Here is a 26,802-nt window from a genome sequence, read left to right on the forward strand (position 1 = left end):
ACCATAGGGGAGTGTTCCATATTTCAAAATATGGAATTGCGTGCCACCAAGAATCATGACAGAGATCACATATACAAGCGCAAATAATGAAGTATTAAATTTCACAGCATAAACGAAACACATCCCCTGTATCACAACAAACACAACCGAAGTAATGAGATACAAAAACAGAAAAAAAACATCCTCCATCATTATTCCTTTTCTAAGCCAGCTATCGTTGCACTATCTGAGGAGATTTCAATCGTTAGTTCGGACGGTGTCATTTTTTTGAAAGCATAAATTTTATCTTGGTTCATATATCGGAATAATCGCCACGCTTCTGGTTTGTTCACTTTGGTAAGTAAACCATTTACAGATAACCCGAGGTCAACCACAGCAAAAGCATTCTCGCCCTGTTTTTCAGTAAACCCCGCTTCTTTTGCGACGATCTGATAAACTTGTTTCACATAACCGACTTTTTCTTTTCGATATAATAAATAATATCCATTTTCATACATATTATTTGTACCGTGGGCAATAAGAGTTCCTCCAAACGCTGCGCAACCTAGCCCTAATGTCCCCGCACAAGCACCGTATCCCGCTATAATTTGTGTTCCCCCACCCACAAAACCGATTTGTTTAATAACTAGTGTCTTCCAACCATTGTGCGCAGTTTCAGCCTCCTTTTCAGCTTCGATAATGATCCATTGCTGCACTCGCTGAGCAAAGAGATCGTCACTGGATTTTTTAAGGTAATTAAACTCTTGCTGCAATACATAAGTCGCAGCATTCAAACTTATTCGGCCTTCGACAAAAGCCGTTTCACTCTGTGATATTAACTGTTGAACCTCGGCCAGGAAGCGGCGTTTTATATACGACTGCCTCAGGTAATTTCGCGCCACATGCTCAGCCAAATTCATAAGCTGTAACGATAATCGGTGTAATATCTGAAAGGAAAAACTGTTTTCAATTTCAGAAGAAAATCTCGCAACTGTCATACACGATCTTCCCAGAAACTATATCCGCAAGTTCCAGCCGCATGGTGTTCCCAGGTAATATCGTTATAGCGCAGCGAAATAACCTCCTCCGGCTGAACTTCGTTTTGCGTAACTGAATGTGGATAATCAATAAACATCTCAACAATCACTGCGCGATTAATTTTTATAGTGAAATATTTTTCCTGTCGTCCATGTGAGGCCGTGCGATAAAAATCGATAACAAGTGTTAATTCTTCCTGATTAGATATTGCCACTCCCAGTAACGGCGTCGCTTTATCAATGGCTTTTATCAGAGTGACAGGGAGGTGGTTAACATTTTTATCGCAAAGAATATGATGTTTGAAAGAAAGCAGCTGGATTTGATCGGCATGAGATAACTGACATCTGTTACCAATTGACTCGGCCGATGAACAACCTTGTGAAATAAGGCCCTGTTTTTTTCCTGTCAGACTCATATAAATAGAATGTGCCATAGTTAATCCTTTAGGTGAACATGAAGCATTTACATTACTCAGTTCAGAAGAAAAAACAACAGCATAAATATATATGGTCAACTATTAAAAAATAAGCAGCGGAAATATATCCGCTGCAATTAAAGAATAAATCAGCCGTGCAATCGCTTCGCATCGATAATATCCGGCACCTGGTTCAATTTACCTAGCACACGGCCCAGCACTTGCAGGTTGTAGATTTCGATATTCATGTCGATGGTCGCCAGCTGCTGTTTGGTATCGCTGCGGCTGGCAACGCCTAGCACGTTCACCTTTTCATTCGCCAGAATAGTGGTGATATCACGCAACAGGCCGCTACGGTCGTTGGCCGTGACGCGCACCACCAGTGAATAGCCGCTGGAGTAGCTTTCGCCCCACACCGCATCAACAATACGTTCCGGCGCGTGGGATTGCAGTTCTGCAAGCTGATCGCAGTCTGCACGGTGAATCGAGATCCCGCGCCCCTGCGTGATAAAGCCGACAATTTCATCGCCTGGAATCGGCTGGCAGCAGCGTGCGATGTGGTGCATCAGGTTGCCAACGCCTTCAACAACCACTCGTCCATTATCTTTGCTGCGCGACTGTGGCGTGTAAGATTTCTTCTCTAATTGACGAAGCGCCTGCTCATCCTGCTCAGCGGCAGTCGGCTTGTTAAACTGCGCTTGCAGGTAGTTACTCATCTGATTAAGACGAATATCACCGCCGCCAATTGCCGCCAGTAACTCTTCGATATCGTTGAAGTTATAACGTGGCAGTAATGATTTCTCGGCCTCTTTCAGGCTGATACCCAGATGTTCAATTTCATCATCAAGGATCTGCCGCCCGGCGAGAATATTTTTGTCGCGATCTTGTTTACGGAACCAGTTGTGGATTTTCGCCCGCCCGCGGCTCGTCGTGATATAGCCCAGGTTTGGGTTTAACCAATCACGGCTTGGGTTAGGCTGCTTCTGGGTAATTACTTCAATTTGGTCGCCCATTTGCAACTGGTAGGTAAATGGCACAATGCGCCCGCCGATTTTCGCACCGATACAACGGTGCCCCACATCACTGTGAATGTGGTAAGCAAAATCAAGCGGCGTGGAGCCTGCCGGTAAATCCACCACATCGCCTTTTGGCGTAAACACATACACGCGGTCATCAAATACCTGGCTGCGCACTTCATCCAGCAGTTCGCCGGAATCCGCCATTTCTTCTTGCCAGGCTATCAGTTTACGCAGCCACGCAATGCGATCTTCATGGCCTGAACTGCCGCTTTTGGCATTACCCTCTTTATACTTCCAGTGGGCAGCAACACCCAGCTCCGAATCTTCATGCATCTGCTTGGTTCGGATCTGGATTTCAATGGTCTTGCCGTTTGGCCCCAACACCACCGTATGAATCGACTGATAACCGTTAGGTTTCGGGTTGGCGACGTAGTCATCGAACTCGTCAGGCATATGGCGATAATGGGTGTGCACAATACCGAGTGCTGCGTAGCAATCCTGCAAACGTTCAGCCACCACGCGCACGGCACGCACATCGAACAGCTCATCAAAGGCGAGGGATTTCTTCTGCATCTTGCGCCAGATGCTGTAGATATGTTTAGGGCGGCCATAAACTTCAGCCTTAACACCCTCTTCTTTCATAGCTTTGCGCAGTGCGCTGACAAAATCGTCGATGTAATGCTCACGGTCGATACGACGCTCATGCAGCAATTTCGCGATTCGTTTGTATTCATCAGGATGCAGGTAGCGGAAGCAGTAGTCTTCCAGCTCCCATTTGAGTTGGCCAATGCCGAGACGGTTAGCGAGCGGTGCATAAATATTGGTGCACTCTTTTGCCGCCAGAACGCGTTCGTCCTCCGGTGCGTCTTTGACTTCGCGCAAATGAGCAATTCGCTCCGCCAGTTTAATGACCACGCAGCGGAAATCGTCCACCATTGCCAATAGCATGCGACGCACGTTATCGACCTGCTCAGCAGAAACTGAATCCGTATGAGCGGCTTTCAGTTGGCGAATCGCAGCCATATCGCGCACGCCGTGAATCAGCGTCACAACCTGGTTATCAATGCTTTCGCGCATCACTTCTTCGGTGACCACGCCCGCATCGGCAAGAGGGAACAGAAGCGCGGCTCGCAGCGTGTCGTTGTCCATGCTCAGCATCGACAGGATTTCCACCATCTCGACGCCGCGCCACAACAGCAATTCTGCGTCAGGACGGCCTTTGGTCTGTTGCTCGCAATACCGCCAGGTGTCGGCTAAGCGTTCACATGACTGCTGGTTGGTGATCCCGAGGCTCGCAATCCATCTATCGGGCGCAAATTCGCCAGCTTTATTGAGATGTGCACTTCTTACCGCAACCATTGTCCGTCCTCTTCGGTGGGGTACTAAAATCAAGTCGCTCGACTTGATTTAACCACTTAATTTCGCTCAAACAGCGCCATCGACTCCAGGTGCCCCGTGTGCGGGAACATATCCAGCATGGCGAGTTGGCGCAGTTGGTAACCTGCTTCCAGCAATGCTTCGCTATCACGAGCAAGCGTCGTCGGATTACATGAAACATAGACCACTCGCTCAGGTGCGAGTGCAATCACATGCTGCATGACACCAGGTGCCCCCGCTCGTGCAGGGTCGAGCAATATTTTGTCAAACCCTTGAGCAGCCCAGGGTTGACGAGTCACATCATCCTCAAGATTTTCATGGAAGAATGTGACATTTTTCAGTGAATTACATTGTGCATTATATTCACCTTTCGCCACCAGCGCAGCAACGCCTTCCACCCCGACGACGCTTCCGGCACGCATTGCGAGTGGGAGCGTAAAATTTCCCATTCCGCAGAACAAATCCAGTACGCGGTCAGTTGGCTGAATATCCAGCCACTCGATAGCTCGGGTGACCATCTGCTGGTTCACGCCATCATTCACCTGAATGAAATCCCGTGGGCTGAACGTTAAGCGTAGCCCGTCTGAATGATAGCAAGGTTCGTCATTACCCAAGGCCGTAAGTGTCTCACTGTCCGGCGCTAAATACAGCGTGACGCCATGAGAATGCGAAAAGCGTTCCAGTTTTTGTCGGTCATCATCATGAAGTGCATCTAAATGGCGCAGCACCATAAGCGGGCCATTAGCTGCATGGACCAATTCAACATGCCCTAAACGCCTAACCGCTTTTAATTCTGACAAACATTGGCGCAATGGTTCCAGTAACGCTTCAAGTTGGGGCGCCAGAACCGGGCAATGGTGAATATTCACCAGCTCACTGTCCTGAGATTTGCGAAACCCCATTTGTAAGGTCTGTGTTTTAGGCTGGTAATTCAACCCTAAGCGCGCGCGGCGGCGATAACCCCATGGTGTTCCAGAAATAATTTCGTTCACCACTGCCGGGTTTTCACGCGCGCCCATCATGCGGGCCAGCGCCTTTGATTTCGCTTGCTGTTGCAGTTCGATACTGGCGTGCTGCTGCTGGCAGCCACCACAGACACCAAAATGCGGGCAACTCGGTGTCACACGTTGCGGGCTATCATTTAAACGCCGCTTAACTTTAGCCTGAGCAAAGTTACGTTTATCTTCAGTAATGGTAATTTCGACTTGTTCACCAGGCAGCGCGCCCTGGATAAAAAGCGCCTTACCGTTGTGGCGTGCGACACCCTGGCCAAATGGGTCAAGGTCATTAACCGTCACGGTTATGATCTGACGAGTCGTAACCCGTCGCTTTGCAGAGTAGAATTGCGCCATGAGCCTGAGTGCTCTCTTAAAATATTAACTATTGCTTCAATTGTCCCATATCGGAACCCCATGACCAACTACAGCCTGCGCGCACGCATGATGATCCTGATTCTGGCGCCGACATTAATGATCGGTTTATTGCTCAGCATCTTTTTTGTCGTCCATCGATACAACGACTTGCAGCGTCAGCTTGAAGACTCTGGCGCCAACATTATCGAGCCGCTGGCGGTCGCAAGCGAATATGGCATGAGTTTTCACAGCCGAGAGTCGATTCGCCAGTTGGTCAGCGTGTTGCACCGCCGTCATTCCGATATCGTGCGAGCAATTTCAGTGTTCGACGAGAACAACAAACTATTTGTTACTTCTAATTATCAGCTAAATGCGGCTGCATTGAAGCTGCCGAATAATGAAAAACCGCCGCACAGTTTAAGCATCTCGCGGCACGGCGATTCGATTATTCTGCGCACCCCGATTATTTCAGAAAGCTACTCCCCGGACGAATCTGAGGTGACCGATGCCAAACCGGCAGGCAACACGCTCGGTTATGTCGCCATCGAGCTCGATCTCAAATCCGTGCGTTTACAGCAATATCGGGAAATTTTTATCTCGACGTTGATGATGTTGTTCTGCGTCGGTATTGCGATGTTGTTTGCCTACCGGCTGATGCGCGATGTCACCGGGCCAATTCGTAATATGGTGAATACCGTCGACAGGATAAGACGCGGGCAGCTCGATAGTCGTGTCGAAGGTTTCATGCTCGGCGAATTAGATATGCTAAAAAATGGCATCAATTCGATGGCAATGTCGCTCACCGCTTATCACGAAGAGATGCAGCACAATATTGACCAGGCCACTTCCGATCTGCGTGAAACACTCGAGCAGATGGAGATCCAGAACGTGGAGCTGGATCTGGCGAAGAAACGCGCTCAGGAAGCGGCACGTATTAAGTCTGAATTCCTTGCCAATATGTCTCACGAATTGCGCACGCCGCTTAATGGCGTGATTGGCTTTACTCGTTTGACGCTGAAAACGGATTTGAATGCCACCCAGCGCGATCACCTGCATACCATTGAACGTTCAGCTAATAACCTGCTGACAATCATTAATGACGTGCTCGATTTCTCGAAACTGGAAGCGGGCAAACTGATCCTTGAAAGCATTCCTTTCCCGCTGCGTAATGCGCTCGATGAAGTCGTCACTCTGCTTGCCCATTCGGCTCATGATAAAGGGCTGGAGCTAACGCTTAATATCAAAAATGATGTGCCGGATAACGTGATTGGTGACCCACTGCGTTTGCAGCAGGTGGTGACGAATCTGGTAGGCAATGCGATTAAGTTTACCGAAAGCGGCAATATCGACCTGGTGGTGGAAAAACGCTCGCAGGGCAATAATAAAGTACAAGTTGAAATGCGAATTCACGATACCGGTATCGGTATTCCCGAGCAGGAACAATCGCGTTTATTCCAGGCGTTTCGTCAGGCTGATGCCAGCATTTCGCGTCGTCACGGCGGTACCGGCTTGGGCCTGGTTATTACACAGAAACTGGTTACCGAAATGGGGGGGGATATCTCCTTCCACAGCCAACCCAATCAGGGTTCAACCTTCTGGTTCTATATCAACCTGGATTTGAATTCCAATGCAGTTCTGGATGGTTATTCTACCGAAAACCTGGCTGGGAAACGCATTGCCTATGTGGAACAAAACGCCACTGCTGCACAAAGTACGCTCAATATTCTGGCGAATACTCCGCTCGAAGTCATCTACAGCCCGGCGTTTTCGACTCTTGCCGAAGGTCACTACGATATTATGCTGCTCGGCATTCCGGTTACGTTCCACGACACGTTAACCATGCTAAATCCGAAGCTTGCGAAAGCGGCCTCCATGGCTGACTGCCTGATTTTCGCATTACCAAGTCATGCACAAGTTGATGCGGAGGATCTTAAAAAACAAGGGGTGACGGCGTGCCTGCTGAAACCTATCACCTCTACCCGACTGTTGCCGCTACTCGCTGAACACACTTTTGATGCAAGCGCCACTGTGGTTGAGAGTATTGAAAACAAGAAACTCCCGCTTACTGTTATGGCGGTTGACGATAACCCTGCCAACCTGAAACTGATTGGCGCATTGCTTGAAGATCATGTGCAGAACGTCGAACTGTGTGGCAGCGGTGTGCAGGCCATCGAACGTGCAAAACAGATGCAGATAGACATTATCCTGATGGACATTCAGATGCCGGAAATGGATGGTATCCGCGCCTGTGAGTTAATTCGCCAGATGCCGCACCACCAGCAAACGCCGGTAATTGCGGTGACAGCACACGCCATGGCGGGGCAAAAAGAGAAGCTGCTAAGCGCCGGGATGAATGACTACCTTGCCAAACCAATCGAAGAGAAAAAACTTTATAGTTTGCTGATGCGTTATCAGCCGGGGGCAATCACCGCCCCTGCACTGGTTGCAAATGTAGAAACCACACCGCAAATCAGCAATCAAAATCAGACGCTTGATTGGGCACTGGCGCTACAACAAGCCGCAAACAAGCCGGATCTGGCACGCGATATGCTGCAAATGCTGTTGGCGTTCTTGCCTGAAGTGCGCAACAAAGTTGAAGAGCAACTGGTGGGAGAAAACCCGGAACAGCTGGTCGAAATCATTCACAAACTTCACGGCAGTTGTAGCTACAGCGGCGTGCCACGGCTGAAAAACTTGTGTCGAACACTTGAGCATGAGCTGCGTAGCGGTGTGAAACCAGAAGATCTTGAACCTGAACTCTTTGAACTTCTTGATGAGATGAACAATGTTGCCAAAGAAGCAAAGCGGATGTTGGGATAAGTATCGTGTTGATGTCGGATGTCGCTTACGCTACTCCGACCTACGCGGTTTCAGAAGGTTTTGTTTTTGTTGGTGGATTAGCGCAGGCGACATCCACCACCTATTGCAAGCGTTGCGGCAATATTTCGCGCGGCCATACGCAGGTTATCTCCCGCATTATCCAGAGCTTCTTCCAGGCTGCAGATGCTGTATAAGACACTAAATACGGCATCCAGGCCATGGTCATACACCACACCAACATCCGCCGTTAAACTCCCGGCAATGCCAATCACTGGCTTGTTGTAGCGCTTTGCGACTTTCGCCACGCCAATCGGTACTTTGCCGTGAATTGACTGACTGTCGATACGCCCTTCTCCGGTAATCACCAGATCTGCATCGCGCACCAATTCATCAAGTTTTAATGCTTCGGTGACTATATCAATGCCTTGTCGCAATTCGGCTCCACAAAAAGCGTACAGCGCCGCGCCCATTCCTCCCGCAGCACCGCCGCCAGAAAGCGTCAGCACATCGATATCGAGGTCTCGGGCGATAATTTTTGCATAGTGATCCAGAGCCTGGTCAAGTTCACTAATCATCTCAGGTGTGGCACCTTTTTGTGGGCCAAACACCGCCGTAGCGCCCTCTTTACCCGTTAGTAAATTGGTAACGTCACACGCAACTTCAATACGACACTCTTTAAGCCGTTTATCCAGGCCTGAAATATCAATGCTCGCGAGCCGTGCCACTTCCCGCCCCCCAAAGCCCAGAGGTTCGCCATTGCTGTCCAGTAAGCGTGCACCAAGTGCCTGTAACATACCGATCCCTCCATCATTGGTGGCGCTGCCACCAATGCCAATCAGGATACTTTGCACACCACTATCGAGCGCAAAACGAATCAGCTCACCGGTTCCCCACGACGTGGTATTGAGTGGATTACGTAATTCAGGTGGAACCTGCTCAAGGCCACTTGCGGCAGCCATTTCGATAAAGGCCTGCTGTTTATCGCCCGAAATCCCGTAAAACGCCTGAACCTGGTCAACCAACGGCCCGGTGACATCCACTTCAATGATTTCACCGTTTGTTGCAGCGACCATCGCTTCTACGGTGCCTTCACCTCCATCAGCGGCGGGCAATTTCACATAATGGGCATTCGGGAACACTTCCCGAAAACCGGCTTCAATTTGTGTCGCCACCTCAAGAGCACTGAGGCTCTCTTTGTAAGAATCTGGTGCGATGACAATTTTCATATGCCGTCCGTCGCTATGTAAGATGGGATATATGAGAGCGAATTTTACCCTAAATAATTGGAGCGGCATCAAGGCGGCAAGTGAGCAACCCCCTAATCGCTAACTCAAGTAAGCGATTAGGGTGAGCGAACACAGCCAACACAGATGCAGCTTCAAGTATGACGGGTAAATTAACGAACCATGCAAGGGCGCTTATTATTGAACGACCATTCTGGGATCAAGTACTGCATCGCCATTGCGTCATCGCGCGCGCCAAGCCCGTGCTGTTGATAAAGTTCGTGCGCTTTCATCACTTGATCCATATCCAGCTCAACACCTAGGCCTGGCGTGGTTGGAACCTGCACCATGCCGCCTTTGATTTCGAAAGGTTGTTTAGTCAGGCGCTGGTTGCCTTCCTGCCAGATCCAGTGGGTGTCGATGGCGGTGACTTTGCCTGGCGCGGCTGCGGCCACGTGGGTGAACATCGCCAGTGAAATATCAAAGTGGTTATTGGAATGCGAGCCCCAGGTCAGGCCAAACTCGTGGCACATTTGCGCGACACGCACCGAACCTTGCATGGTCCAGAAATGCGGGTCAGCCAATGGAATATCGACGGATTGCAGCGAAAGCGTGTGGCCCATTTGACGCCAGTCGGTAGCAATCATATTGGTTGCAGTTGGCAGGCCTGTCGCACGGCGGAATTCCGCCATAATTTCGCGACCTGAATAACCTTGTTCAGCGCCGCACGGGTCTTCCGCATACGCCAGAACGCCGCGCAATTGCTTACCGATGCTAATCGCTTCGTCGAGCGACCAGGCACCATTTGGGTCAAGCGTTACACGAGCCTGCGGGAAACGTTTTGCCAGCGCCGTTACCGCTTCGGCCTCTTCACTCCCGGCTAATACGCCGCCTTTGAGTTTGAAATCGTTGAAGCCATATTTCTCATAAGCGGCTTCTGCCAGGCGCACAACAGAATCCGGTGTCATGGCTTCATCATGGCGAATGCGATACCAGTCGCATTTCTCATCGGGCTGGCTTTGATAAGGCAACGGAGTTAGTTTGCGATTGCCGACGAAGAACAGATAGCCCAGCATTTCAACTTCGCTGCGCTGCTGCCCGTCGCCCAATAAAGACGCCACATTCACGCCCAGATGTTGGCCGAGCAAATCTAACATGGCGGATTCAATACCCGTGACAACGTGGATCGTGGTGCGCAAATCGAAAGTCTGTAAACCACGGCCACCGGAATCACGGTCGGCAAACTGGGCACGAACCAAATTGAGAAGGTTTTTATACTCGCCCAGCGTTTTGCCAATGACCAGGGCGGCAGCCTCTTCCAGCGTCTGGCGAATTTTTTCACCACCGGGGATTTCACCCACGCCCGTATGGCCGGAGTTATCTTTGATAATCACAATATTGCGGGTGAAAAACGGCGAGTGTGCGCCGCTCAGGTTCATCAGCATACTGTCGTGGCCTGCAACGGGAATAACCTGCATCGCAGTAACTATCGGGGTCGAAGTTGTCATGTTACTTATTCCTTTTCTTTCATATGAATGAGTTGCGGCCAAATGCCGGGCGTTTACGATCAAACTTCCAGCCAGGTACCAGATATTGCATCGCTGTTGCATCGTTGCGCGAGCCGCCCGGCAGAGATTTATACACCTCGTGGGCTTTTTGCACCTGTTCCCAGTCAAGCTCAACACCTAAGCCTGGTGCATCTGGCACTGCAATTTTGCCGTTAACGATTTGCAGCGGCGATTTGGTCAGGCGCTGTTCACCTTCCTGCCAAATCCAGTGGGTGTCGATAGCTGTAGGTTTACCCGGTGCCGCGGCACCCACATGGGTAAACATCGCCAGTGAAATATCGAAATGGTTGTTAGAGTGACAGCCCCACGTCAGCCCCCATTCATCGCACATCTGCGCGACACGAACCGCACCACTGAGCGTCCAGAAGTGTGGGTCGGCTAACGGAATGTCCACAGCGTTAAGCATGATGGCGTGATTCATTTCGCGCCAGTTGGTGGCAATCATATTGGTCGCAACAGGTAAGCCTGTGGCGCGGCGGAATTCAGCCATCACTTCACGCCCTGAATAGCCTTGCTCCGCGCCGCATGGGTCCTCGGCATAGGTCAGAACATCGCCCATCCCTTTGCATAATGCGATTGCTTCATCCAGCAGCCATGCGCCATTGGGGTCAACAGTAATGCGGGCATCCGGGAAGCGTTTTTTCAGCTCACGGGCGGCATCGAGTTCTTGTTCGCCAGGTAGAACACCACCTTTAAGTTTGAAGTCTTTGAAACCATAACGATCTTGTGCAGCCTCTGCCAGTTGAACAATCGCCTGGCTGCTCAGCGCTTGCTGGTGGCGCAAATCATACCAGGCATGTTTTGCATTTTGCCCGTCCAGAAACGGCAAATCGGTTTTGCGGCGGTCGCCGATATAAAACAGATAACCCAAAACGGTCACTTCATCGCGCTGTTTACCCGGGCCGAGCAGTTCGCACACCGGAACATTGAGCGCTTTGCCGAGTAGGTCGAGCAGTGCGGCTTCCAGGGCTGCCACCGCATTGACGCGCAATTCAAACGTCCAGGCACCTTTGCCGAAAGTATCGAAATCAGCCGACTGGTTACCTTTGTGAACGTTCTGGACTACGCGATTCATTCGCGCGACTTCCTGACCCACAACTTGCGGAATTGCATCGACCAGCGTCTGGTAAATCACTTCGCCACCGGGTGCTTCACCTACGCCGGTGTGACCGGCGTTATCAGTAAGAACCACAATGTTGCGGGTGAAAAAGGCGCCATGTGCGCCGCCGATATTCAGCAGCATGCTGTCATTCCCCGCCACCGGAATGACTTTCATATCCGTAATAATCGGGCTTGCCTGAGTATTCATGATGATTGCCCTACCATGACGGGTTTCAGTTCAACACGTTTGATATCGCCAACAATGACCAGGTAGCTCAGTACCGCGACAACCGCGTGAATCCCAACGTAAATCAGCGCACCGTTAAATGAACCGGTTGTGCCGACAATGTAGCCGATAGCAATTGGCGTCACGATGCCAGAAACGTTACCGAACATATTAAACAATCCACCGCTCAGGCCGCTGATTTCCTTTGGTGCGGTATCGGCCATCACAGCCCAACCCAGAGCCCCGATGCCCTTGCCAAAGAACGCCATCGCCATAAAGCCGACAACCATCAACTCTGATTCGACATAGTTACAGAACACCATGCTGACGGAGAGCAACATCCCCAGTACGATTGGCGTTTTACGCGCAATATTTAACGAACCGGTGCGGCGCATCAGCCAGTCTGAAATCACACCACCAAGCACACCGCCGACAAACCCACACACCGCTGGAACGGAAGCCACAAAACCGGCTTTCAGAATCGACATCCCTTTTTCCTGCACCAGATAAACCGGGAACCAAGTAATGAAGAAGTAAGTTAAGGCGTTAATACAATACTGGCCGATGTAGATCCCAATCATCATGCGTGATCCGATCAACTGTTTGATCTGGCCCCACTTCTGTGCCATTGGGATATGCTCTTTTGGCTTCTTCTGATCCATATTGATCAGCGCGCCGCCTTCTTCGATGTACTCCAGCTCTTTCTTGTTCACACCCGGATGGTTGTTCGGCTCATGAATCACTTTAAGCCAGACAAAACTGATGATGATGCCCAATCCGCCCATAAAGAAGAACACGTGTGACCAGCCCACTTCGTGCGTCAGCCAACCCATGATTGGCGCGAAGATCACCGTCGCGAAATACTGTGCGGAGTTAAAAATGGAAACCGCCGTGCCGCGTTCCTGTGCAGGGAACCACGCAGCGACTATTCGGCTGTTGCCGGGGAAGGAAGGTGCTTCGGCCAGGCCCACCAGGAAGCGCAAAGTAAACAGCGCGATGATGATGCCAAAACCACTGAAAATATCGACGAAACCTTGCAGCAAGGTGAACATCGACCAGATAAAGATGGACCAGAAATAAACCCGTTTTGAGCCGAATTTATCCAGCAACCAGCCGCCAGGGATTTGCCCTATGACGTATGCCCAGGAAAATGCGGAAAACACATAACCCATGCCAATCGGGTCGAGGCCGATATCTTTTGCCATCTCCGAACCAGCAATAGATAACGTGGCGCGGTCACCATAGTTAAACGAGGTGACGATAAAGAGCATGACGACTATCCAATAACGAGCGTTGGTCCTTTTTTCGGCAACGCTCGCCGTTTGGCTAATTGTATTCATGTTGCACTCCTGAATTATAGCTTTTGGCTATGATCCATTCTGCACTTGTAGGGTATCAGAATGAGGTATCGGCCCATCCGCAGTATTTTTTGTGGTGCTGAATCTGCGGTTTTTATGTGGCCGATGGAAAGTATATTAAGGGAGTTAAAACGCCTCACCGTGCAAAGACACAGTTTTATCGCGCGCTTATTGAGCACTTTATGGCGTATGTCCAATGTGTTGGGGGATGGTTCACGATTTTTGAAACAACCGGATAAAACGAATGGATTAAGCTTGAGGTGAAACGATGTGCCAATTTTAGTCGGAGGGCAGGTAAGTGTGACGTCACCCGCCCTGGATTCATGTTGTTACTTTAACAATGCAGCCCACTGCTCAACCCATGGGTTAGAGACCGATTCGGGTTCGGGATGATCGTTAGCATCAATGGCTAAAACTGTGCCCACACGTTTAGCACCCTGCTCTTGCAATAAGGAATCAAACTGCTTCCCGCCGCCACAAAAATGCTCGTAGTTGCTGTCGCCCAGGGCAATCAAACCGTAATGCAAATCTGGCTGGTAACCGACTTTGTCTTTTATCGCCTGAAACAGAGGAACTATACTGTCTGGCAAATCGCCCTGACCGGTTGTTGAAGTGACAATCAATACGTACTTGTCGCTGTATTTTTGCCAGTCGGCAAGCTCAGGATCTTCAAATACAGTGGCTTTATGACCTTTCTTTTTTAAAATCGCTTCGGCTTCTTCTGCCACCAACAGCGAGTTTCCATACATCGTGCCTACAAAAATTCCCACTTCGGCCATCAGTTAACTCCTTGCGTTACGGCTGTATTATTCATCCTGGCCGTTGCTTGCAACAAACTCAACCTTTTCGATATCACTCAGCAATCCGCTCCAGCCAAACTGTGACATCATCTGCATCCAGGTGCCATCAAGGCTCGCACGAAGACACAGCAGTTCACCGGTAACCGGGTGATTTAGCGAAAGCTGACTTGCGTGAAGCATTAAACGCTCGCAGCCAAAATGTTCCGCAGCTGCACGGTTTTGACGCAAATCGCCATGTTTTGAGTCACCAATCATCGGGTGGCGCAAGTGAGACATATGACGGCGTAACTGGTGTTTACGACCAGTTTTAGGTTCGAGTTCAACCAGGCTGTAGCGTGCTGTTGGGTAACGCCCAACCGGAACTGGCATTTCCACTGTCGCCAGACCACGATAATGCGTTACTGCGGGCTTCGCCTCTTTATCCTGAGTCGCTTTTTTATCGGCGATTTTATCCAGCTCTTCAACGAGCGGGTAATCAAGCACCGCATCATCTTCAAGCCAGCCACGCGTCACAGCATGATAGCGCTTCTGAATCTGGTGATTTTCGAACTGCTGAGACAATAAATGCGCGACTTCGCTGGAAAGCGCCATCAGCAGTACGCCGGATGTTGGCCTGTCGAGGCGATGAACGGTGAAAACGTGCTTGCCGATTTGGTCGCGCACGGTTTGCATTACAAAAACGGTTTCATGCCGGTCAAGCCAGCTACGGTGAACTAACCAACCAGAAGGTTTATTAACCACCACCAGCCACTCATCCTGATAAATAATTTCCAGCATTATTTCGTGTCACTCGCAAACAGAACATCAAGATCTTGTAGCGCTTTTAACAGCGGATCGCGCCCGACATGTGCTGCATCCATCGCCATTTCGTAATAAGGCGCGAGGGCAAAATCAGCAGGCAGAGGGTGTTGAGCGTCAAGAAGTGCGTGCATTCGTGGAATCAGAACCCATTGCAACCATTCATGGGGCTGCATTGTATCCAGGCAAAATGGTTGCGTGCTTTCAAAGGCTTCAGCGTCTGGAGCACAGCCCTGCCAAAGTTGATGGTCACGCAAAACTTGTTCAATGATAAGTAAATGCTGGCGTACCAGCGCGTGGCGTTCCATGAAAACCTCCGCATCAGTCAAAAGAAGCCGGCAATCATACCACTTCTTGCTATGGGCGAAAAAAAGCATAAAAAAAGGGAGCACTGTATAAACAGTGCTCCCGGTTCGTTTCGCAGCTAATCCGGCTACTTTTGGTGCTCCCTGCTCGTCCGTGACAACTATGTCCTGCGGTCTCCTGACCTACAATCCGTTGTACTCGCTTCCTGCTACCATCATCCTGAGGTGTTCCGGCATCGTCCTGATGCAATATCCTTTGGTCTTCCAGACCCACCGAAAATCCAAATTCGGCTCTCTTTCTCCGTCCTGGAGGTGTCCCTTACTCTTCCTGAGTGATCCTTGCTTCGTCCTGAAGCCTTCCTTGCAACACCATCCTGGTGTGTTCCGCTTCTTCAATGAAGTGACATCATCCTGACATCTCCTTCACTTCCCGACTTCCTGTCGACGGACATAGAATCTACCATTTCGTTCACTCTGGCAAGGCACTCACAACTGAAGCTTACGATAACTTTCATTTAAAAGCAGATCAGAATAATCATAATATTATGATAAATAATGATTTTGTTATTTATCACTCAAAAAAGTCTGCACGTAAAGTTAGAGATCTCTTACAGCTTGTGTAAGAGATCTCTCACAAGCCCATCAGCGATCCGCGCTTAAATAACCTGTGGCTCAAGGTCGTTAAGGAAAGAAATCAGCGATGGGGCGAGTGTTTTGCGCTGCTTAGTACCAATTTTCTCCAGCACCACTTCACCGCTTAAATTGCACAGCGACACCACTTCCATTTCATCGGGTGTGGTCGCAAGGAATAGCGTTGGTGAAAGTTTCAGTCTTTTTTGCGTGACCAGATGGCCAATCAGGTTTTCCTGAACACGCTGGAAATCATCTTCGCTCCAGGCCTGTAACAAAGTTAAGGACTGGCTCCCCAAAAGTGCAGGCATGTCGCCGGCAAATTGCGTGGTGTAGAACTGATGCGCCGCAGGCTGTAATGCAATGTCCATTGCTCTTTCTACAGCACCAAGATCGTTTTCCGGTGCAAAAGGTTGCGGCTGCCAACGCACATCGTCACCTGTAGTTGTCACGATACACGGCGACGGCACACCATATAATTCTTCGCTCGCGGGCCACCCACCCACCTGCTCACGCCATGCATGACAAAAGCGATTGGTAAAATCTTCCAGTGCCTGACGTACGTCGTTATCCACCAATTTCTCACTCCCTCAAGGCTGCGGTACAATAAAGGCCAATTGTACCTGCATTCTATTGGTGACACATGTCTTATGAAAAACACCAGGCACTGAGCGGCCTGACGCTGGGCAAGCCAACCGCTTACCAGGATAAATACCAGGCATCTTTACTTCAGCCTGTACCGCGTAGTCTTAATCGCGACCCGCTTGGCTTACAGGCTGATAATCTGCCATTTAGTGGTGGCGATATCTGGACCTTGTACGAACTGTCGTGGTTGAACAGTAACGGTTTGCCTCAGGTGGCAGTCGGGCATGTGCAGCTTGATGCAAACAGCGTGAACCTGGTTGAGTCCAAAAGCTTTAAGCTCTATTTGAACAGCTTTAACCAGACACAATTCGCAGACTGGGAAAGCGTCGAAGAAACGTTAAAGCGTGATTTAAGCGCCTGCGCACAAGGCGATGTCAGCGTGGTGTTGTTCCGTTTACGTGAACTCGAAGGCCAGGAAATTGCGGCATTCACAGGCGAGTGCATTGATGAGCAAAATATCACTATTGATAACTACGAATTTAACGCCGATTACCTCACTGGTGCCGCTGGCGACGAAATCGTAGAGGAAACGCTGGTCAGCCACCTGCTTAAATCCAACTGCCTGATCACCCACCAGCCAGATTGGGGTTCCGTGCAAATACGCTACCGTGGCCCGCGCATCGACCGGGAAAAGCTGCTGCGCTATCTGGTTTCGTTCCGTCATCACAATGAATTCCACGAACAGTGCGTTGAGCGCATCTTCAATGACATTCAGCATTTTTGTAACCCGGAAAGCCTGAGCGTTTACGCACGCTATACCCGTCGTGGCGGCCTGGACATTAACCCGTGGCGTACAAATACCGATTTCCACCCGGCATTTGGGCGTCTGGTTCGTCAATAAGTGCGAAACGCCTCGCAGCCTGAGGAGGGATTATTGTTTTCAGGTTGTTAAATTGAACATTGCAGGGCTATTGTAATCATTGGGAGCGGCACTTTACGCTTCGTAAGGAGTTAACTTGATTACACATATTAGCCCGCTAGGCTCAATGGATATGTTGTCGCAACTGGAAGTGGACATGCTTAAGCGCACGGCCAGTAGCGACCTTTATCAACTGTTTCGCAATTGTTCACTTGCCGTACTTAACTCAGGAAGCCAGACGGATAGCAGTAAAGAGCTGTTGTCGCGTTACGAAAACTTCGATATCAACATTTTGCGCCGCGAACGTGGTGTCAAACTCGAACTGATTAACCCTCCTGAAGACGCTTTCGTCGATGGTCGTATCATCCGGGCTTTGCAAGCTAACTTGTTTGCCGTATTACGCGATATTTTATTCGTTAACGGTCAACTTTCCAGCGCAGGTCGCTTCCAGAATCTCGATCTGGAAGAACCGGCAAATATCACCAATATGGTGTTCTCTATCTTACGTAATGCTCGTGCATTGCACGTCGGCGAAGCGCCAAACCTGGTCGTATGCTGGGGCGGGCACTCAATCAACGAAAACGAATACCTCTATGCGCGTCGCGTCGGCACACAACTAGGCCTGCGTGAACTCAATATTTGTACCGGCTGTGGCCCTGGCGCTATGGAAGCACCAATGAAGGGTGCGGCGGTAGGTCATGCCCAACAGCGTTATAAAGAAAGCCGCTTTATTGGTATGACCGAGCCATCAATCATTGCCGCTGAGCCACCGAATCCACTAGTGAATGAGCTGATTATCATGCCTGATATCGAAAAACGCCTTGAAGCGTTTGTTCGTATTGCGCATGGCATCATCATCTTCCCTGGTGGGGTAGGTACCGCGGAAGAGCTGCTTTACCTGCTCGGCATTCTGATGAATCCTCACAACCATGATCAAGTATTGCCACTGATTCTGACCGGGCCGAAAGAAAGTGCTGACTACTTCCGTGTGCTCGATGAGTTCATCGTCAACACCGTGGGTGAGCAGGCACGCCGTCATTATCAAATCATTATTGACGACCCGGCTGAAGTGGCCCGTCAGATGAAAAAGGCTATGCCGAAAGTGAAAGAGAATCGCCGTGAAACGGGTGATGCTTATAGCTTCAACTGGTCGATTAGAATTGCGCCAGATTTGCAGATGCCGTTTGAGCCAACCCATGAAAACATGGCAAATCTCAAGTTGTATCCAGACCAACCGGCAGAACAACTGGCTGCATCTTTGCGTAGGGCATTTTCTGGGATTGTTGCGGGTAACGTTAAAGAAGGCGGGATCCGCGCAATTGAAAAATTCGGGCCATATAAAATCCACGGTGATGCAGACATGATGAAACGCATGGATGTTCTCCTCCAGGGATTTGTCGCCCAGCACCGTATGAAATTACCAGGCAGTGCTTATATTCCTTGCTACGAAATCTGTACCTAACTCACCTGGGCGGAGTCACTCCGCCCATCTTTTTTCCCCCACTTTTTTTACCCTTTTGCTGTTTTATTCATTTTTCTACATGTTACCGGTATCAGAATTTATCTCTTCATGAAAACTTATGTTTTCGTATACCTCTTCGCTAAAAATCGTGCTTATACAGGCAATTACACCACAACCCAGTAATGAAACCTCGTTTTATAAACCACAAAAACATCATCTTTAGGGTATAAACACTGCATAAAATATCAGTCGCAGACTGAAAAACTGCAAAAAACCATACAAACAGTAGATTCTTACAATTGGGATCTTGATCACTGATGAATTGACGTCATGAATGTATCTTTCCGCCCGCTGATTATCACTGGCCAAAATTACTATAAAATAGCCTGTAAACAGCATTAAGTTTCAGTAGTCAATGGCAAGTCATCGCGATTGAACCAGATTTCGAATCATATGTTCCTTTGGAGAAGTAGTAGATGGAAACCACTCAAACCGGCAGTATTGCCTCTGTCGAGAGCAAAAGTTCGTGGCGCAAGTCCGATACCATGTGGATGCTGGGGCTGTACGGTACAGCAATCGGTGCAGGCGTGTTGTTCTTGCCAATTAATGCCGGTGTAGGCGGTCTGATCCCGCTGTTCATTATGGCAATCCTCGCGTTCCCGATGACGTTCTTTGCCCATCGTGGTCTGACTCGTTTCGTGCTGTCAGGTAAAAATCCTGGCGAAGACATTACTGAAGTTGTAGAAGAGCACTTTGGCGTTGGCGCAGGTAAAGTAATCACCCTGCTCTACTTCTTTGCTATCTACCCAATTTTGCTGGTTTATAGCGTTGCTATCACCAACACCGTTGATAGCTTTATTACTCACCAATTGGGTCTGGTTTCTCCGCCGCGCGCGCTGTTATCTCTGATTCTGATCGTTGGCCTGATGACTATCGTTCGTTTCGGCGAGCAGATGATCGTTAAAGCAATGAGTATTTTGGTCTTCCCATTCGTTGCCGCTCTGATGGTTCTGGCTCTGTATCTGATCCCTAACTGGAGCAGCGCGGCATTCGATAACATGTCATTTAGCGCAAGCCCGGCAACCGGGAGCGGTTTGTGGATGACACTGTGGCTGGCAATTCCGGTAATGGTGTTCTCCTTTAACCACTCACCAATCATCTCTGCCTTCGCTGTAGCGAAACGTAACGAGTATGGTGAAGAAGCAGAGAAAAAATGCTCCCGCATCCTGTCCTACGCACACATCATGATGGTTATTACCGTGATGTTCTTCGTATTCAGCTGCGTACTGAGCCTTTCTCCAGAGAACCTGGCCGAAGCAAAAGCACAGAACATCTCTATTCTGTCTTACCTGGCTAACCACTTTAATGCGCCAGTGATTGCGTGGATGGCACCGATTATCGCTATCGTCGCTATCACCAAATCCTTCCTCGGCCACTATTTAGGTGCTCGTGAAGGCTTCAATGGGATGGTTATCAAGTCCCTGCGCGGCAAAGGCAAGAGCATCGAAATTAGTAAGCTGAACCGCATTACTGCAATCTTCATGCTGGTATCGACATGGATTGTCGCCACCCTGAACCCAAGCATTCTGGGCATGATTGAAACTCTCGGCGGCCCAATCATTGCAATGATTCTGTTCCTGATGCCGATGTATGCGATTCAGAAAGTACCAGCGATGCGCAAATATAGCGGTCATATCAGCAATGTATTTGTGGTGATTATGGGTCTAGTCGCTATTTCTGCTATCTCTTACTCTCTATACTCGCTGTTCATCTAACAGTTCTAAACCGCCAGCTTCCTGTTGGCGGTTTTTTCATTAAGTTATTCAGGCAACGGACGCAACATGATTAGCGTATTCGATATTTTCAAAATCGGTATTGGCCCTTCCAGTTCCCATACCGTCGGCCCGATGAAAGCCGGTAAGCAATTCGCAGACGATTTAATCGCGCAAGGGATTTTGCAGAACGTCACGCGTGTAGTGGTTGATGTATATGGTTCACTTTCCCTCACCGGCAAAGGCCACCATACTGATATCGCCATTATCATGGGACTGGCTGGCAACATGCCAGACACTGTCGATATCGATGCTATCCCTCACTTCATTCAGGACGTGAATACTCACGGTCGTCTGTTACTGGCTAACGGCCAGCGTGAAGTGGAATTCCCGGTCGATAGCTGCATGAACTTCCACGAAGATAATCTTTCACTGCATGAAAACGGTATGCGTATTACTGCGCTTGCGGGCAGCGAGGTTATCTATAGCCAAACTTATTACTCCATCGGCGGCGGTTTTATCGTTGATGAAGCGCATTTTGGCCTCGAAGATACTCAACAGGCTGTCGTTCCATATCCCTATAAAAGTGCGGCGGATTTGCAGCGTCATTGCAAAGAGAGTGGGCTTTCCCTGTCTGGCCTGATGATGCTCAACGAACGCGCGCTGCGCACTCAGTCTGAAATCGACACCCACTTTGCAAACATCTGGGATGTGATGCGCAGCGGTATCGAACGTGGTATCACCACCGAAGGCGTGCTGCCGGGCAAAATGCGTGTGCCACGCCGCGCAGCAGCATTGCGCAGAATGTTGGTCAGCAGTGACAAGAACAACTCTGATCCAATGGCTGTTGTGGATTGGATTAACATGTTCGCCCTGGCGGTGAACGAAGAGAATGCTGCCGGTGGGCGTGTTGTTACAGCTCCGACTAACGGCGCATGCGGCATCGTTCCAGCAGTTTTGGCCTATTACGACAAATTCATTCGCGAAGTTAATACCAACTCTTGCGCACGATACTTCCTCGCTGCCGGTGCAATTGGTTCTCTGTATAAGATGAACGCATCAATTTCAGGTGCAGAAGTCGGTTGCCAGGGCGAGGTCGGCGTTGCCTGTTCTATGGCCGCGGCAGGTCTTGCTGAACTGTTGGGTGGTAGCCCAAGTCAGGTGTGTATTGCTGCGGAAATCGGCATGGAGCATAACCTTGGTCTGACATGCGACCCGGTTGCCGGGCAAGTTCAGGTGCCATGCATTGAGCGTAATGCTATTGCGGCGGTGAAAGCGGTGAATGCGGCACGTATGGCATTACGCCGTACCAGCGAACCTCGTGTCTGCCTCGATAAGGTTATCGACACCATGTACGAAACAGGCAAAGACATGAACGCCAAATACCGCGAAACTTCTCGCGGCGGGCTGGCCATGAAAGTGTCCTGCGATTAATACCAAAAAGGCTCTCATCTGAGAGCCTTTTTTAATGGCGGTTTTATATCCAGGCGACCCTCTAAATAATTCGCGTTGCAGAAAGGCGGTGAGTAAGGGAATCCCAATGAGCTTACTCTAGTAAGTGATTTGGGTGACCGAGTGAAACCAACGCATCTGCAACGTGAAGTATGACGAGGGTTTAGCGCAAGTCGCCCACTTTCACATGGTCCATATCATCAAACACTTGGTTCTCGCCAACCATACCCCAGATAAAGGTATACGCACGCGTACCCACACCTGAGTGAATTGACCAGCTTGGTGAGATCACAGCTTGCTCGTTCTGCATCACAATGTGACGAGTTTCTTGCGGCTGGCCCATCATGTGGAATACGCAGCTATCCTGCTCAAGTCCAAAGTAGAAATAGACTTCCATACGACGTTCGTGAGTATGGCAAGGCATAGTGTTCCACAGGTTGCCGGGTTCCAGTTGGGTCAGACCCATGCTCAGTTGGCAGGTTTCCAGTACATCCGGAACGAAGTACTTGTTGATGGTACGACGGTTACTGGTAACGCTGTCGCCCAGAGTAACCGGAGAAACATCCGCAGGCGTTATGCGCTTAGTTGGGTAAGTAGTATGAGCCGGTGCGCAGTTATAATAGAAGCGTGCTGGGTTTGCCGGATCAATGCTTGCAAACACCACTTCTTTAGCACCTTTACCAACATACAGACCATCACGAGCGCCAATTTCGTAGCAAGTCCCATCGACAGTAATTGTGCCCTGCCCACCAATGTTAATCACACCCAGCTCACGACGTTCCAGGAAGTAGCTCACACCTAACTGTTTGCCCACTTCACCGCCAACACTCACAGTGCGATTTACTGGCATGACACCACCAACAATGATGCGGTCAATGTGGCTGTAGGTCATGGTGTACTCATCGGCGGTAAAAATAGTTTCAATCAGAAACTCTTTACGCAGACCGGCAGTATCCAGTGTTTTTGCATGATCACTATGAATGCTTTGACGAATATCCATTACTTTTCCTTACTGGGAATAAGAGGCGGAAACAAAATCACGCCCGTTACTATTAATAATAATTTAGCAATTAAAATAGATTTATTCACAATAGATCTACATTTAACTGCACCACAGAGACAGTTTATCACCAGAATAAATAAATAATGTGATCCAAATTGAAATATCGTTTCAATTTGATTGAAGCATGGTTCCAATCGGTGGATAGTTTATCTAACGAAGCGTTACCTGACAGATTGGCCGTGGTAACTAGCTCTATAACGTTTATGAAACTGCCATTAAGAGCAAATAGCATCTCTGACCCAACATACTAATTAATCAGGGAAAACAAACGGTTTTCGCCGCTAACTGTTAAGTCATTTTTTCATTAACACGTTGTAATTGATGAAAAAATCATAAGGAATTACCATGAAGATCAAAGCTACTATTGAACGCATTCCTGGTGGGATGATGTTGGTTCCATTGATACTTGGAGCTATTTTAAATACTTTCGCTCCAGATACTGGCGCCTATTTTGGTTCATTTACTAAAGGGATGATAAGCGGCACCGTTCCAATTCTGGCGGTCTGGTTCTTCTGTATTGGTGCCTCAATTGATCTTCGTGCTACAGGTACGGTTCTTCGCAAGTCTGGCACCTTGGTACTAACCAAAATTGCAGTTGCCTGGGTTGTGGCAATGATTGCAGCATCCTTTATTCCTGAAGGTGGTATTCAGACAGGTATGTTTGCAGGTTTGTCGGTTCTGGCCCTCGTTTCTGCGATGGACATGACCAACGGTGGCCTGTATGCGAGCCTGATGAACCAGTACGGGACTAAAGAAGAGTCAGGTGCATTTGTCCTGATGTCTCTGGAATCTGGCCCACTGATGACCATGGTGATTCTGGGTTCCGCAGGTCTGGCTTCATTTGAACCTCACCACTTTATCGGTGCCGTGCTGCCATTCCTGATTGGTTTTGCGTTGGGTAACCTTGATCACGATTTCCGTACTTTCTTCAGCAAAGCAACGCCAGTACTGATTCCGTTCTTCGGCTTTGCGCTGGGTAACACCATCAACCTGACCGTGATTATGCACACTGGTCTGCTCGGTGTGCTTTTGGGTGTCGCGGTAATCATTATCACCGGTATTCCACTGATTCTGGCTGATAAATACATTGGTGGCGGCAACGGTACAGCGGGTATTGCAGCATCTTCCGCAGCAGGAGCTGCAGTGGCAAACCCGGTTATCATTGCGCAAATCAACCCTGCATTTGAGCCAGTTGCCGCGTCAGCAACAGCCCTGGTTGCAGCAAGCGTGATTGTGACCGCCATTCTGGTGCCAATTATTACCGCACTGTACTCAAAACGTATGGGTGGCACGGTCGCTAAAAAGAGCGAAACAGATGATGTGGTTGAGCTTTCACATTAATAGTTAAAATACATAATACAAAAATGGAGCCTTTCGGCTCCATTTTTACATCTTACAGCGCAGATTTAAGTCGCTGAACGGCCTCATAAAGCTGCTCTTCAGTGGCTGTTGCGTAAGAGAAACGTAGCGTTTTCTTATCAGCATTATCACTAAAGAAGAACTCACCAGGTACATATACGACACCTTTTTCCAGGGTCTGCTGTAACCAACGAGTAGTGTCAAATTCGTAGCGGAAAGCGGCCCACAAGAACATCCCACCCTGCGGCTGATTGAAGGTGATGTGCTCACCGAGTTCCTGTTGTAAAAACGTCGACAAGCTCAGACACTTCTTCTTATACGCTTCACGAATAAGTTCGATTTGCGGATTCAGGCGATCAAGTGTCAGATACGCCGACACCAGTGATTGCGTAAATGAGTTAGCGTGCAAATCCGTGGCTTGTTTAATGATGGCCACTTTTTGCTTCATCCACTCTGGCAAAACAATCCAACCTACGCGCAGCCCTGGTGCCAGAATCTTAGAAAATGTTGATGTATAGACTACGATATCTTTGCTGCCACGTTCAGTAGCCACTTGCAGCAAGGTTTTTTCACGCGTGTCAGAGAAACTAATCGCCCCGTACGGATCATCTTCAACAATGACAAAATGGTGCTCTTCTGCCAGTTTGACCAGTTTTTCACGGCGGCTGGCACTGAGTGTTGTGCCGCTTGGGTTGCCAAATGTCGGAACGATGTAGACACCTTTAATGCGTGTTGTCTTCAGCAATTCTTCCAGTTCATCGACGATCATACCGTGCTCGTCGCTGCCCACTGATTTCACATTAGCTTCATTGAGGCTGAGGATTTGCAGCGTCGCCAAATAAGTTGGGCGCTCAACAACAAACACATCACCCGGATTCACCAGCGCACGCATCAGCAAATCCAATGCTTGCTGCGAACCCGAAGTGATCAGAAGTTGATCAGGCGTAGTGGTAATGCCGCGTTCCTGACACAATCCAACTAGCTGATGACGTAATTCAACATTGCCTTCAGTCAAACCATATTGGAAAGCATCGTTAAAATTCTCAGCGACCACTTTTTGAGTCGCGACACCTAGCCCTTCGGTATCAAACAATTCGCTGGAAGGAATGCCTCCGGCGAGCGAAATCACGCCAGGCATTTTGCTGTGCTTCAATAATTCTCTGATTGCTGACGGTTGTAGAGCCTGAATACGATGTGCGAGGTGTGAACTATTACTCATGTTGTTGTCTCTGGTTTTTCTATTTATTAAAAATATACATAGCAACCTAACTAGTTAGCAATGCATTTTCAGATCAATAAATACGACTTTTATTGCGAGCCGCTTTCCTGATTGCGCTTCCCGAATTCGCGGTCACTCTACAGAAATGTTAGTGTGTACAAAGCAAATGTCTAAAGCGAAATACTCATGATGATTCATTTACTTATCGTTGACGCCCTGAACCTGATACGTCGTATTCATGCGGTCCAGGGATCACCCTGCGTTGAAACTTGTCTGCATGCACTTGATGCGCTGATAACACACAGTCAGCCTACGCATGCGGTCGCCGTGTTTGACGACGAAGACCGTCGTGAAGGTTGGCGACATCAGGTCTTGCCTGACTATAAAGCGGGGCGTGCACCAATGCCAGATACCTTGCACCAAGAAATGCCACTCTTGCGGGAAGCCTTCGCTAAAAGAGGTGTGGCTTGTTGGCATTCTCAGGGAAATGAAGCAGATGACCTGGCGGCAACTCTTGCAGTAAAAATAGCAGCCGGTGGGCATCGCGCCACCATCGTTTCGACCGATAAAGGTTTTTGCCAACTATTAGCGCCCACGATTCAAATCCGTGATTATTTTCAAAAGCGCTGGTTAGATGCGCCTTTTATTGCACAGGAATATGGCGTTCAGCCTGAACAGCTGGCTGATTTTTGGGGACTTGCAGGGATAAGCAGCAGCAAAATTTCCGGCGTTCCGGGTATTGGACCGAAAAGTGCCACGCAGTTAATCAATCAATTTTCCACACTGGAAGCGCTGTACGAAAGGCTGGATGAAGTGCCAGAAAAATGGCGTAAGAAATTAGAGCAGCATCGGGAAATAGCGTTTATTAGCCGCAAGGTTGCGCAGCTACAAACAGATTTGGTGCTTGACGGGAATTTACAGCAGTTACGCTTGCCGGGTGGGACACCCTCACCATAGCCCCC

Annotated in this window: 21 protein-coding genes; 7 read left to right on the forward strand and 14 right to left on the reverse strand. The window is 49.2% G+C overall.

All coding sequences use genetic code 11. The features are described 5' to 3' along the window. Positions 1 to 191 precede the first annotated feature (191 nt). The 4 genes from M977_RS06615 to rlmD form a co-directional block, all read right to left on the reverse strand. Positions 192 to 977, reverse strand: a complete 786-nt coding sequence (locus M977_RS06615) for a DUF4225 domain-containing protein (RefSeq protein ID WP_245163490.1) — start codon at positions 975 to 977, stop codon at positions 192 to 194. Then, the gene (locus M977_RS06620; protein WP_064513353.1) at positions 974 to 1,450 is read right to left on the reverse strand and encodes an Hcp family type VI secretion system effector; all 477 of its coding nucleotides are present in this window, start codon (positions 1,448 to 1,450) and stop codon (positions 974 to 976) included. Before M977_RS06620 ends, M977_RS06615 begins: the two co-directional genes overlap by 4 nt. Positions 1,451 to 1,581: 131 nt before the next feature. Continuing rightward, positions 1,582 to 3,810 (reverse strand): GTP diphosphokinase, encoded by a 2,229-nt coding sequence (gene relA, locus M977_RS06625; RefSeq protein ID WP_064513355.1) that lies wholly within the window; start codon positions 3,808 to 3,810, stop codon positions 1,582 to 1,584. Positions 3,811 to 3,866: 56 nt separating this feature from the next. Beyond that, on the reverse strand, positions 3,867 to 5,180 hold the full coding sequence (gene rlmD, locus M977_RS06630) for a 23S rRNA (uracil(1939)-C(5))-methyltransferase RlmD (RefSeq protein ID WP_064513357.1): 1,314 nt from the start codon (positions 5,178 to 5,180) through the stop codon (positions 3,867 to 3,869). 60 nt (positions 5,181 to 5,240) lie between these two features. Between rlmD and barA the strand changes: the two genes are divergently transcribed. After that, positions 5,241 to 8,000 carry a two-component sensor histidine kinase BarA gene (gene barA, locus M977_RS06635; protein ID WP_064513360.1) on the forward strand — a complete coding sequence of 920 codons (2,760 nt, stop codon included), beginning with the start codon at positions 5,241 to 5,243 and terminating at the stop codon, positions 7,998 to 8,000. Positions 8,001 to 8,077: 77 nt separating this feature from the next. Here barA and M977_RS06640 read toward each other — a convergent pair whose 3' ends face one another. From M977_RS06640 to syd, 8 genes are all read right to left on the reverse strand, one after another. Further along, positions 8,078 to 9,226, reverse strand: coding sequence for a glycerate kinase (locus tag M977_RS06640; protein WP_064513362.1), 1,149 nt, complete (start codon positions 9,224 to 9,226; stop codon positions 8,078 to 8,080). Between the two features lie 170 nt (positions 9,227 to 9,396). Then, positions 9,397 to 10,731: a glucarate dehydratase gene (gene gudD, locus M977_RS06645; protein WP_064513364.1), complete on the reverse strand. Its 1,335-nt coding sequence runs from the start codon at positions 10,729 to 10,731 to the stop codon at positions 9,397 to 9,399. A 19-nt stretch (positions 10,732 to 10,750) separates the two neighbouring features. Then, positions 10,751 to 12,100, reverse strand: coding sequence for an enolase C-terminal domain-like protein (locus M977_RS06650; protein ID WP_064513366.1), 1,350 nt, complete (start codon positions 12,098 to 12,100; stop codon positions 10,751 to 10,753). Then, positions 12,097 to 13,458: an MFS transporter gene (locus M977_RS06655; RefSeq protein WP_064513368.1), complete on the reverse strand. Its 1,362-nt coding sequence runs from the start codon at positions 13,456 to 13,458 to the stop codon at positions 12,097 to 12,099. Before M977_RS06655 ends, M977_RS06650 begins: the two co-directional genes overlap by 4 nt. Before the next feature lie 347 nt (positions 13,459 to 13,805). Next, a complete protein-coding gene (locus M977_RS06660) occupies positions 13,806 to 14,255 on the reverse strand; it encodes a flavodoxin (protein ID WP_064513370.1) in 450 nt (149 codons plus the stop codon). Between the two features lie 27 nt (positions 14,256 to 14,282). Next, positions 14,283 to 15,053, reverse strand: a complete 771-nt coding sequence (gene truC / locus M977_RS06665) for a tRNA pseudouridine(65) synthase TruC (protein ID WP_064513371.1) — start codon at positions 15,051 to 15,053, stop codon at positions 14,283 to 14,285. After that, a complete protein-coding gene (locus M977_RS06670) occupies positions 15,053 to 15,382 on the reverse strand; it encodes a YqcC family protein (protein WP_064513374.1) in 330 nt (109 codons plus the stop codon). Before M977_RS06670 ends, truC begins: the two co-directional genes overlap by 1 nt. Before the next feature lie 653 nt (positions 15,383 to 16,035). Continuing rightward, positions 16,036 to 16,584 (reverse strand): SecY-interacting protein, encoded by a 549-nt coding sequence (gene syd, locus M977_RS06675; RefSeq protein ID WP_064513542.1) that lies wholly within the window; start codon positions 16,582 to 16,584, stop codon positions 16,036 to 16,038. Positions 16,585 to 16,652: 68 nt separating this feature from the next. Between syd and queF the strand changes: the two genes are divergently transcribed. The 4 genes from queF (at position 16,653) to M977_RS06695 (ending at position 22,181) form a co-directional block, all read left to right on the forward strand. After that, the gene (gene queF, locus M977_RS06680) at positions 16,653 to 17,495 is read left to right on the forward strand and encodes an NADPH-dependent 7-cyano-7-deazaguanine reductase QueF (protein WP_064513376.1); all 843 of its coding nucleotides are present in this window, start codon (positions 16,653 to 16,655) and stop codon (positions 17,493 to 17,495) included. A 115-nt stretch (positions 17,496 to 17,610) separates the two neighbouring features. Next, the gene (gene ppnN / locus M977_RS06685) at positions 17,611 to 18,975 is read left to right on the forward strand and encodes a nucleotide 5'-monophosphate nucleosidase PpnN (protein WP_064513378.1); all 1,365 of its coding nucleotides are present in this window, start codon (positions 17,611 to 17,613) and stop codon (positions 18,973 to 18,975) included. Between the two features lie 476 nt (positions 18,976 to 19,451). Then, positions 19,452 to 20,750: an HAAAP family serine/threonine permease gene (locus tag M977_RS06690; protein ID WP_064513380.1), complete on the forward strand. Its 1,299-nt coding sequence runs from the start codon at positions 19,452 to 19,454 to the stop codon at positions 20,748 to 20,750. A 66-nt stretch (positions 20,751 to 20,816) separates the two neighbouring features. After that, a complete protein-coding gene (locus M977_RS06695; protein WP_064513383.1) occupies positions 20,817 to 22,181 on the forward strand; it encodes an L-serine ammonia-lyase in 1,365 nt (454 codons plus the stop codon). Positions 22,182 to 22,362: 181 nt separating this feature from the next. Here M977_RS06695 and kduI read toward each other — a convergent pair whose 3' ends face one another. Beyond that, complete coding sequence (gene kduI / locus M977_RS06700) at positions 22,363 to 23,199, reverse strand: 5-dehydro-4-deoxy-D-glucuronate isomerase (RefSeq protein WP_064513385.1); 837 nt, start codon at positions 23,197 to 23,199, stop codon at positions 22,363 to 22,365. A gap of 408 nt (positions 23,200 to 23,607) precedes the next feature. On the opposite strand from kduI, the gene kdgT reads away from it, so the two are divergent. Further along, positions 23,608 to 24,603 carry a 2-keto-3-deoxygluconate transporter gene (gene kdgT / locus M977_RS06705; protein ID WP_064513387.1) on the forward strand — a complete coding sequence of 332 codons (996 nt, stop codon included), beginning with the start codon at positions 23,608 to 23,610 and terminating at the stop codon, positions 24,601 to 24,603. Between the two features lie 52 nt (positions 24,604 to 24,655). On the opposite strand, the gene M977_RS06710 is transcribed toward kdgT, so the two are convergent. Further along, on the reverse strand, positions 24,656 to 25,840 hold the full coding sequence (locus M977_RS06710; protein WP_064513389.1) for an aminotransferase-like domain-containing protein: 1,185 nt from the start codon (positions 25,838 to 25,840) through the stop codon (positions 24,656 to 24,658). A 186-nt stretch (positions 25,841 to 26,026) separates the two neighbouring features. Here M977_RS06710 and xni point away from each other — a divergent pair, with 186 nt between their 5' ends. After that, the gene (gene xni, locus M977_RS06715; protein WP_064513391.1) at positions 26,027 to 26,797 is read left to right on the forward strand and encodes a flap endonuclease Xni; all 771 of its coding nucleotides are present in this window, start codon (positions 26,027 to 26,029) and stop codon (positions 26,795 to 26,797) included. Positions 26,798 to 26,802 lie beyond the last annotated feature (5 nt).

The organism is Buttiauxella gaviniae ATCC 51604, from assembly GCF_001654835.1.
GTDB lineage: Bacteria > Pseudomonadota > Gammaproteobacteria > Enterobacterales > Enterobacteriaceae > Buttiauxella > Buttiauxella gaviniae.

Excerpts from the sequence above, each read along its gene's own strand:
- M977_RS06615 (WP_245163490.1), bottom strand. The coding sequence starts at position 977 with ATGACAGTTGCGAGATTTTCTTCTGAAATTGAAAACAGTTTTTCCTTT.
- M977_RS06620 (WP_064513353.1), bottom strand. The coding sequence starts at position 1,450 with ATGGCACATTCTATTTATATGAGTCTGACAGGAAAAAAACAGGGCCTT.
- relA (WP_064513355.1), bottom strand. The coding sequence starts at position 3,810 with ATGGTTGCGGTAAGAAGTGCACATCTCAATAAAGCTGGCGAATTTGCG.
- rlmD (WP_064513357.1), bottom strand. The coding sequence starts at position 5,180 with ATGGCGCAATTCTACTCTGCAAAGCGACGGGTTACGACTCGTCAGATC.
- barA (WP_064513360.1), top strand. The coding sequence starts at position 5,241 with ATGACCAACTACAGCCTGCGCGCACGCATGATGATCCTGATTCTGGCG.
- M977_RS06640 (WP_064513362.1), bottom strand. The coding sequence starts at position 9,226 with ATGAAAATTGTCATCGCACCAGATTCTTACAAAGAGAGCCTCAGTGCT.
- gudD (WP_064513364.1), bottom strand. The coding sequence starts at position 10,731 with ATGACAACTTCGACCCCGATAGTTACTGCGATGCAGGTTATTCCCGTT.
- M977_RS06650 (WP_064513366.1), bottom strand. The coding sequence starts at position 12,100 with ATGAATACTCAGGCAAGCCCGATTATTACGGATATGAAAGTCATTCCG.
- M977_RS06655 (WP_064513368.1), bottom strand. The coding sequence starts at position 13,458 with ATGAATACAATTAGCCAAACGGCGAGCGTTGCCGAAAAAAGGACCAAC.
- M977_RS06660 (WP_064513370.1), bottom strand. The coding sequence starts at position 14,255 with ATGGCCGAAGTGGGAATTTTTGTAGGCACGATGTATGGAAACTCGCTG.
- truC (WP_064513371.1), bottom strand. The coding sequence starts at position 15,053 with ATGCTGGAAATTATTTATCAGGATGAGTGGCTGGTGGTGGTTAATAAA.
- M977_RS06670 (WP_064513374.1), bottom strand. The coding sequence starts at position 15,382 with ATGGAACGCCACGCGCTGGTACGCCAGCATTTACTTATCATTGAACAA.
- queF (WP_064513376.1), top strand. The coding sequence starts at position 16,653 with ATGTCTTATGAAAAACACCAGGCACTGAGCGGCCTGACGCTGGGCAAG.
- M977_RS06690 (WP_064513380.1), top strand. The coding sequence starts at position 19,452 with ATGGAAACCACTCAAACCGGCAGTATTGCCTCTGTCGAGAGCAAAAGT.
- M977_RS06695 (WP_064513383.1), top strand. The coding sequence starts at position 20,817 with ATGATTAGCGTATTCGATATTTTCAAAATCGGTATTGGCCCTTCCAGT.
- kduI (WP_064513385.1), bottom strand. The coding sequence starts at position 23,199 with ATGGATATTCGTCAAAGCATTCATAGTGATCATGCAAAAACACTGGAT.
- kdgT (WP_064513387.1), top strand. The coding sequence starts at position 23,608 with ATGAAGATCAAAGCTACTATTGAACGCATTCCTGGTGGGATGATGTTG.
- M977_RS06710 (WP_064513389.1), bottom strand. The coding sequence starts at position 25,840 with ATGAGTAATAGTTCACACCTCGCACATCGTATTCAGGCTCTACAACCG.
- xni (WP_064513391.1), top strand. The coding sequence starts at position 26,027 with ATGATGATTCATTTACTTATCGTTGACGCCCTGAACCTGATACGTCGT.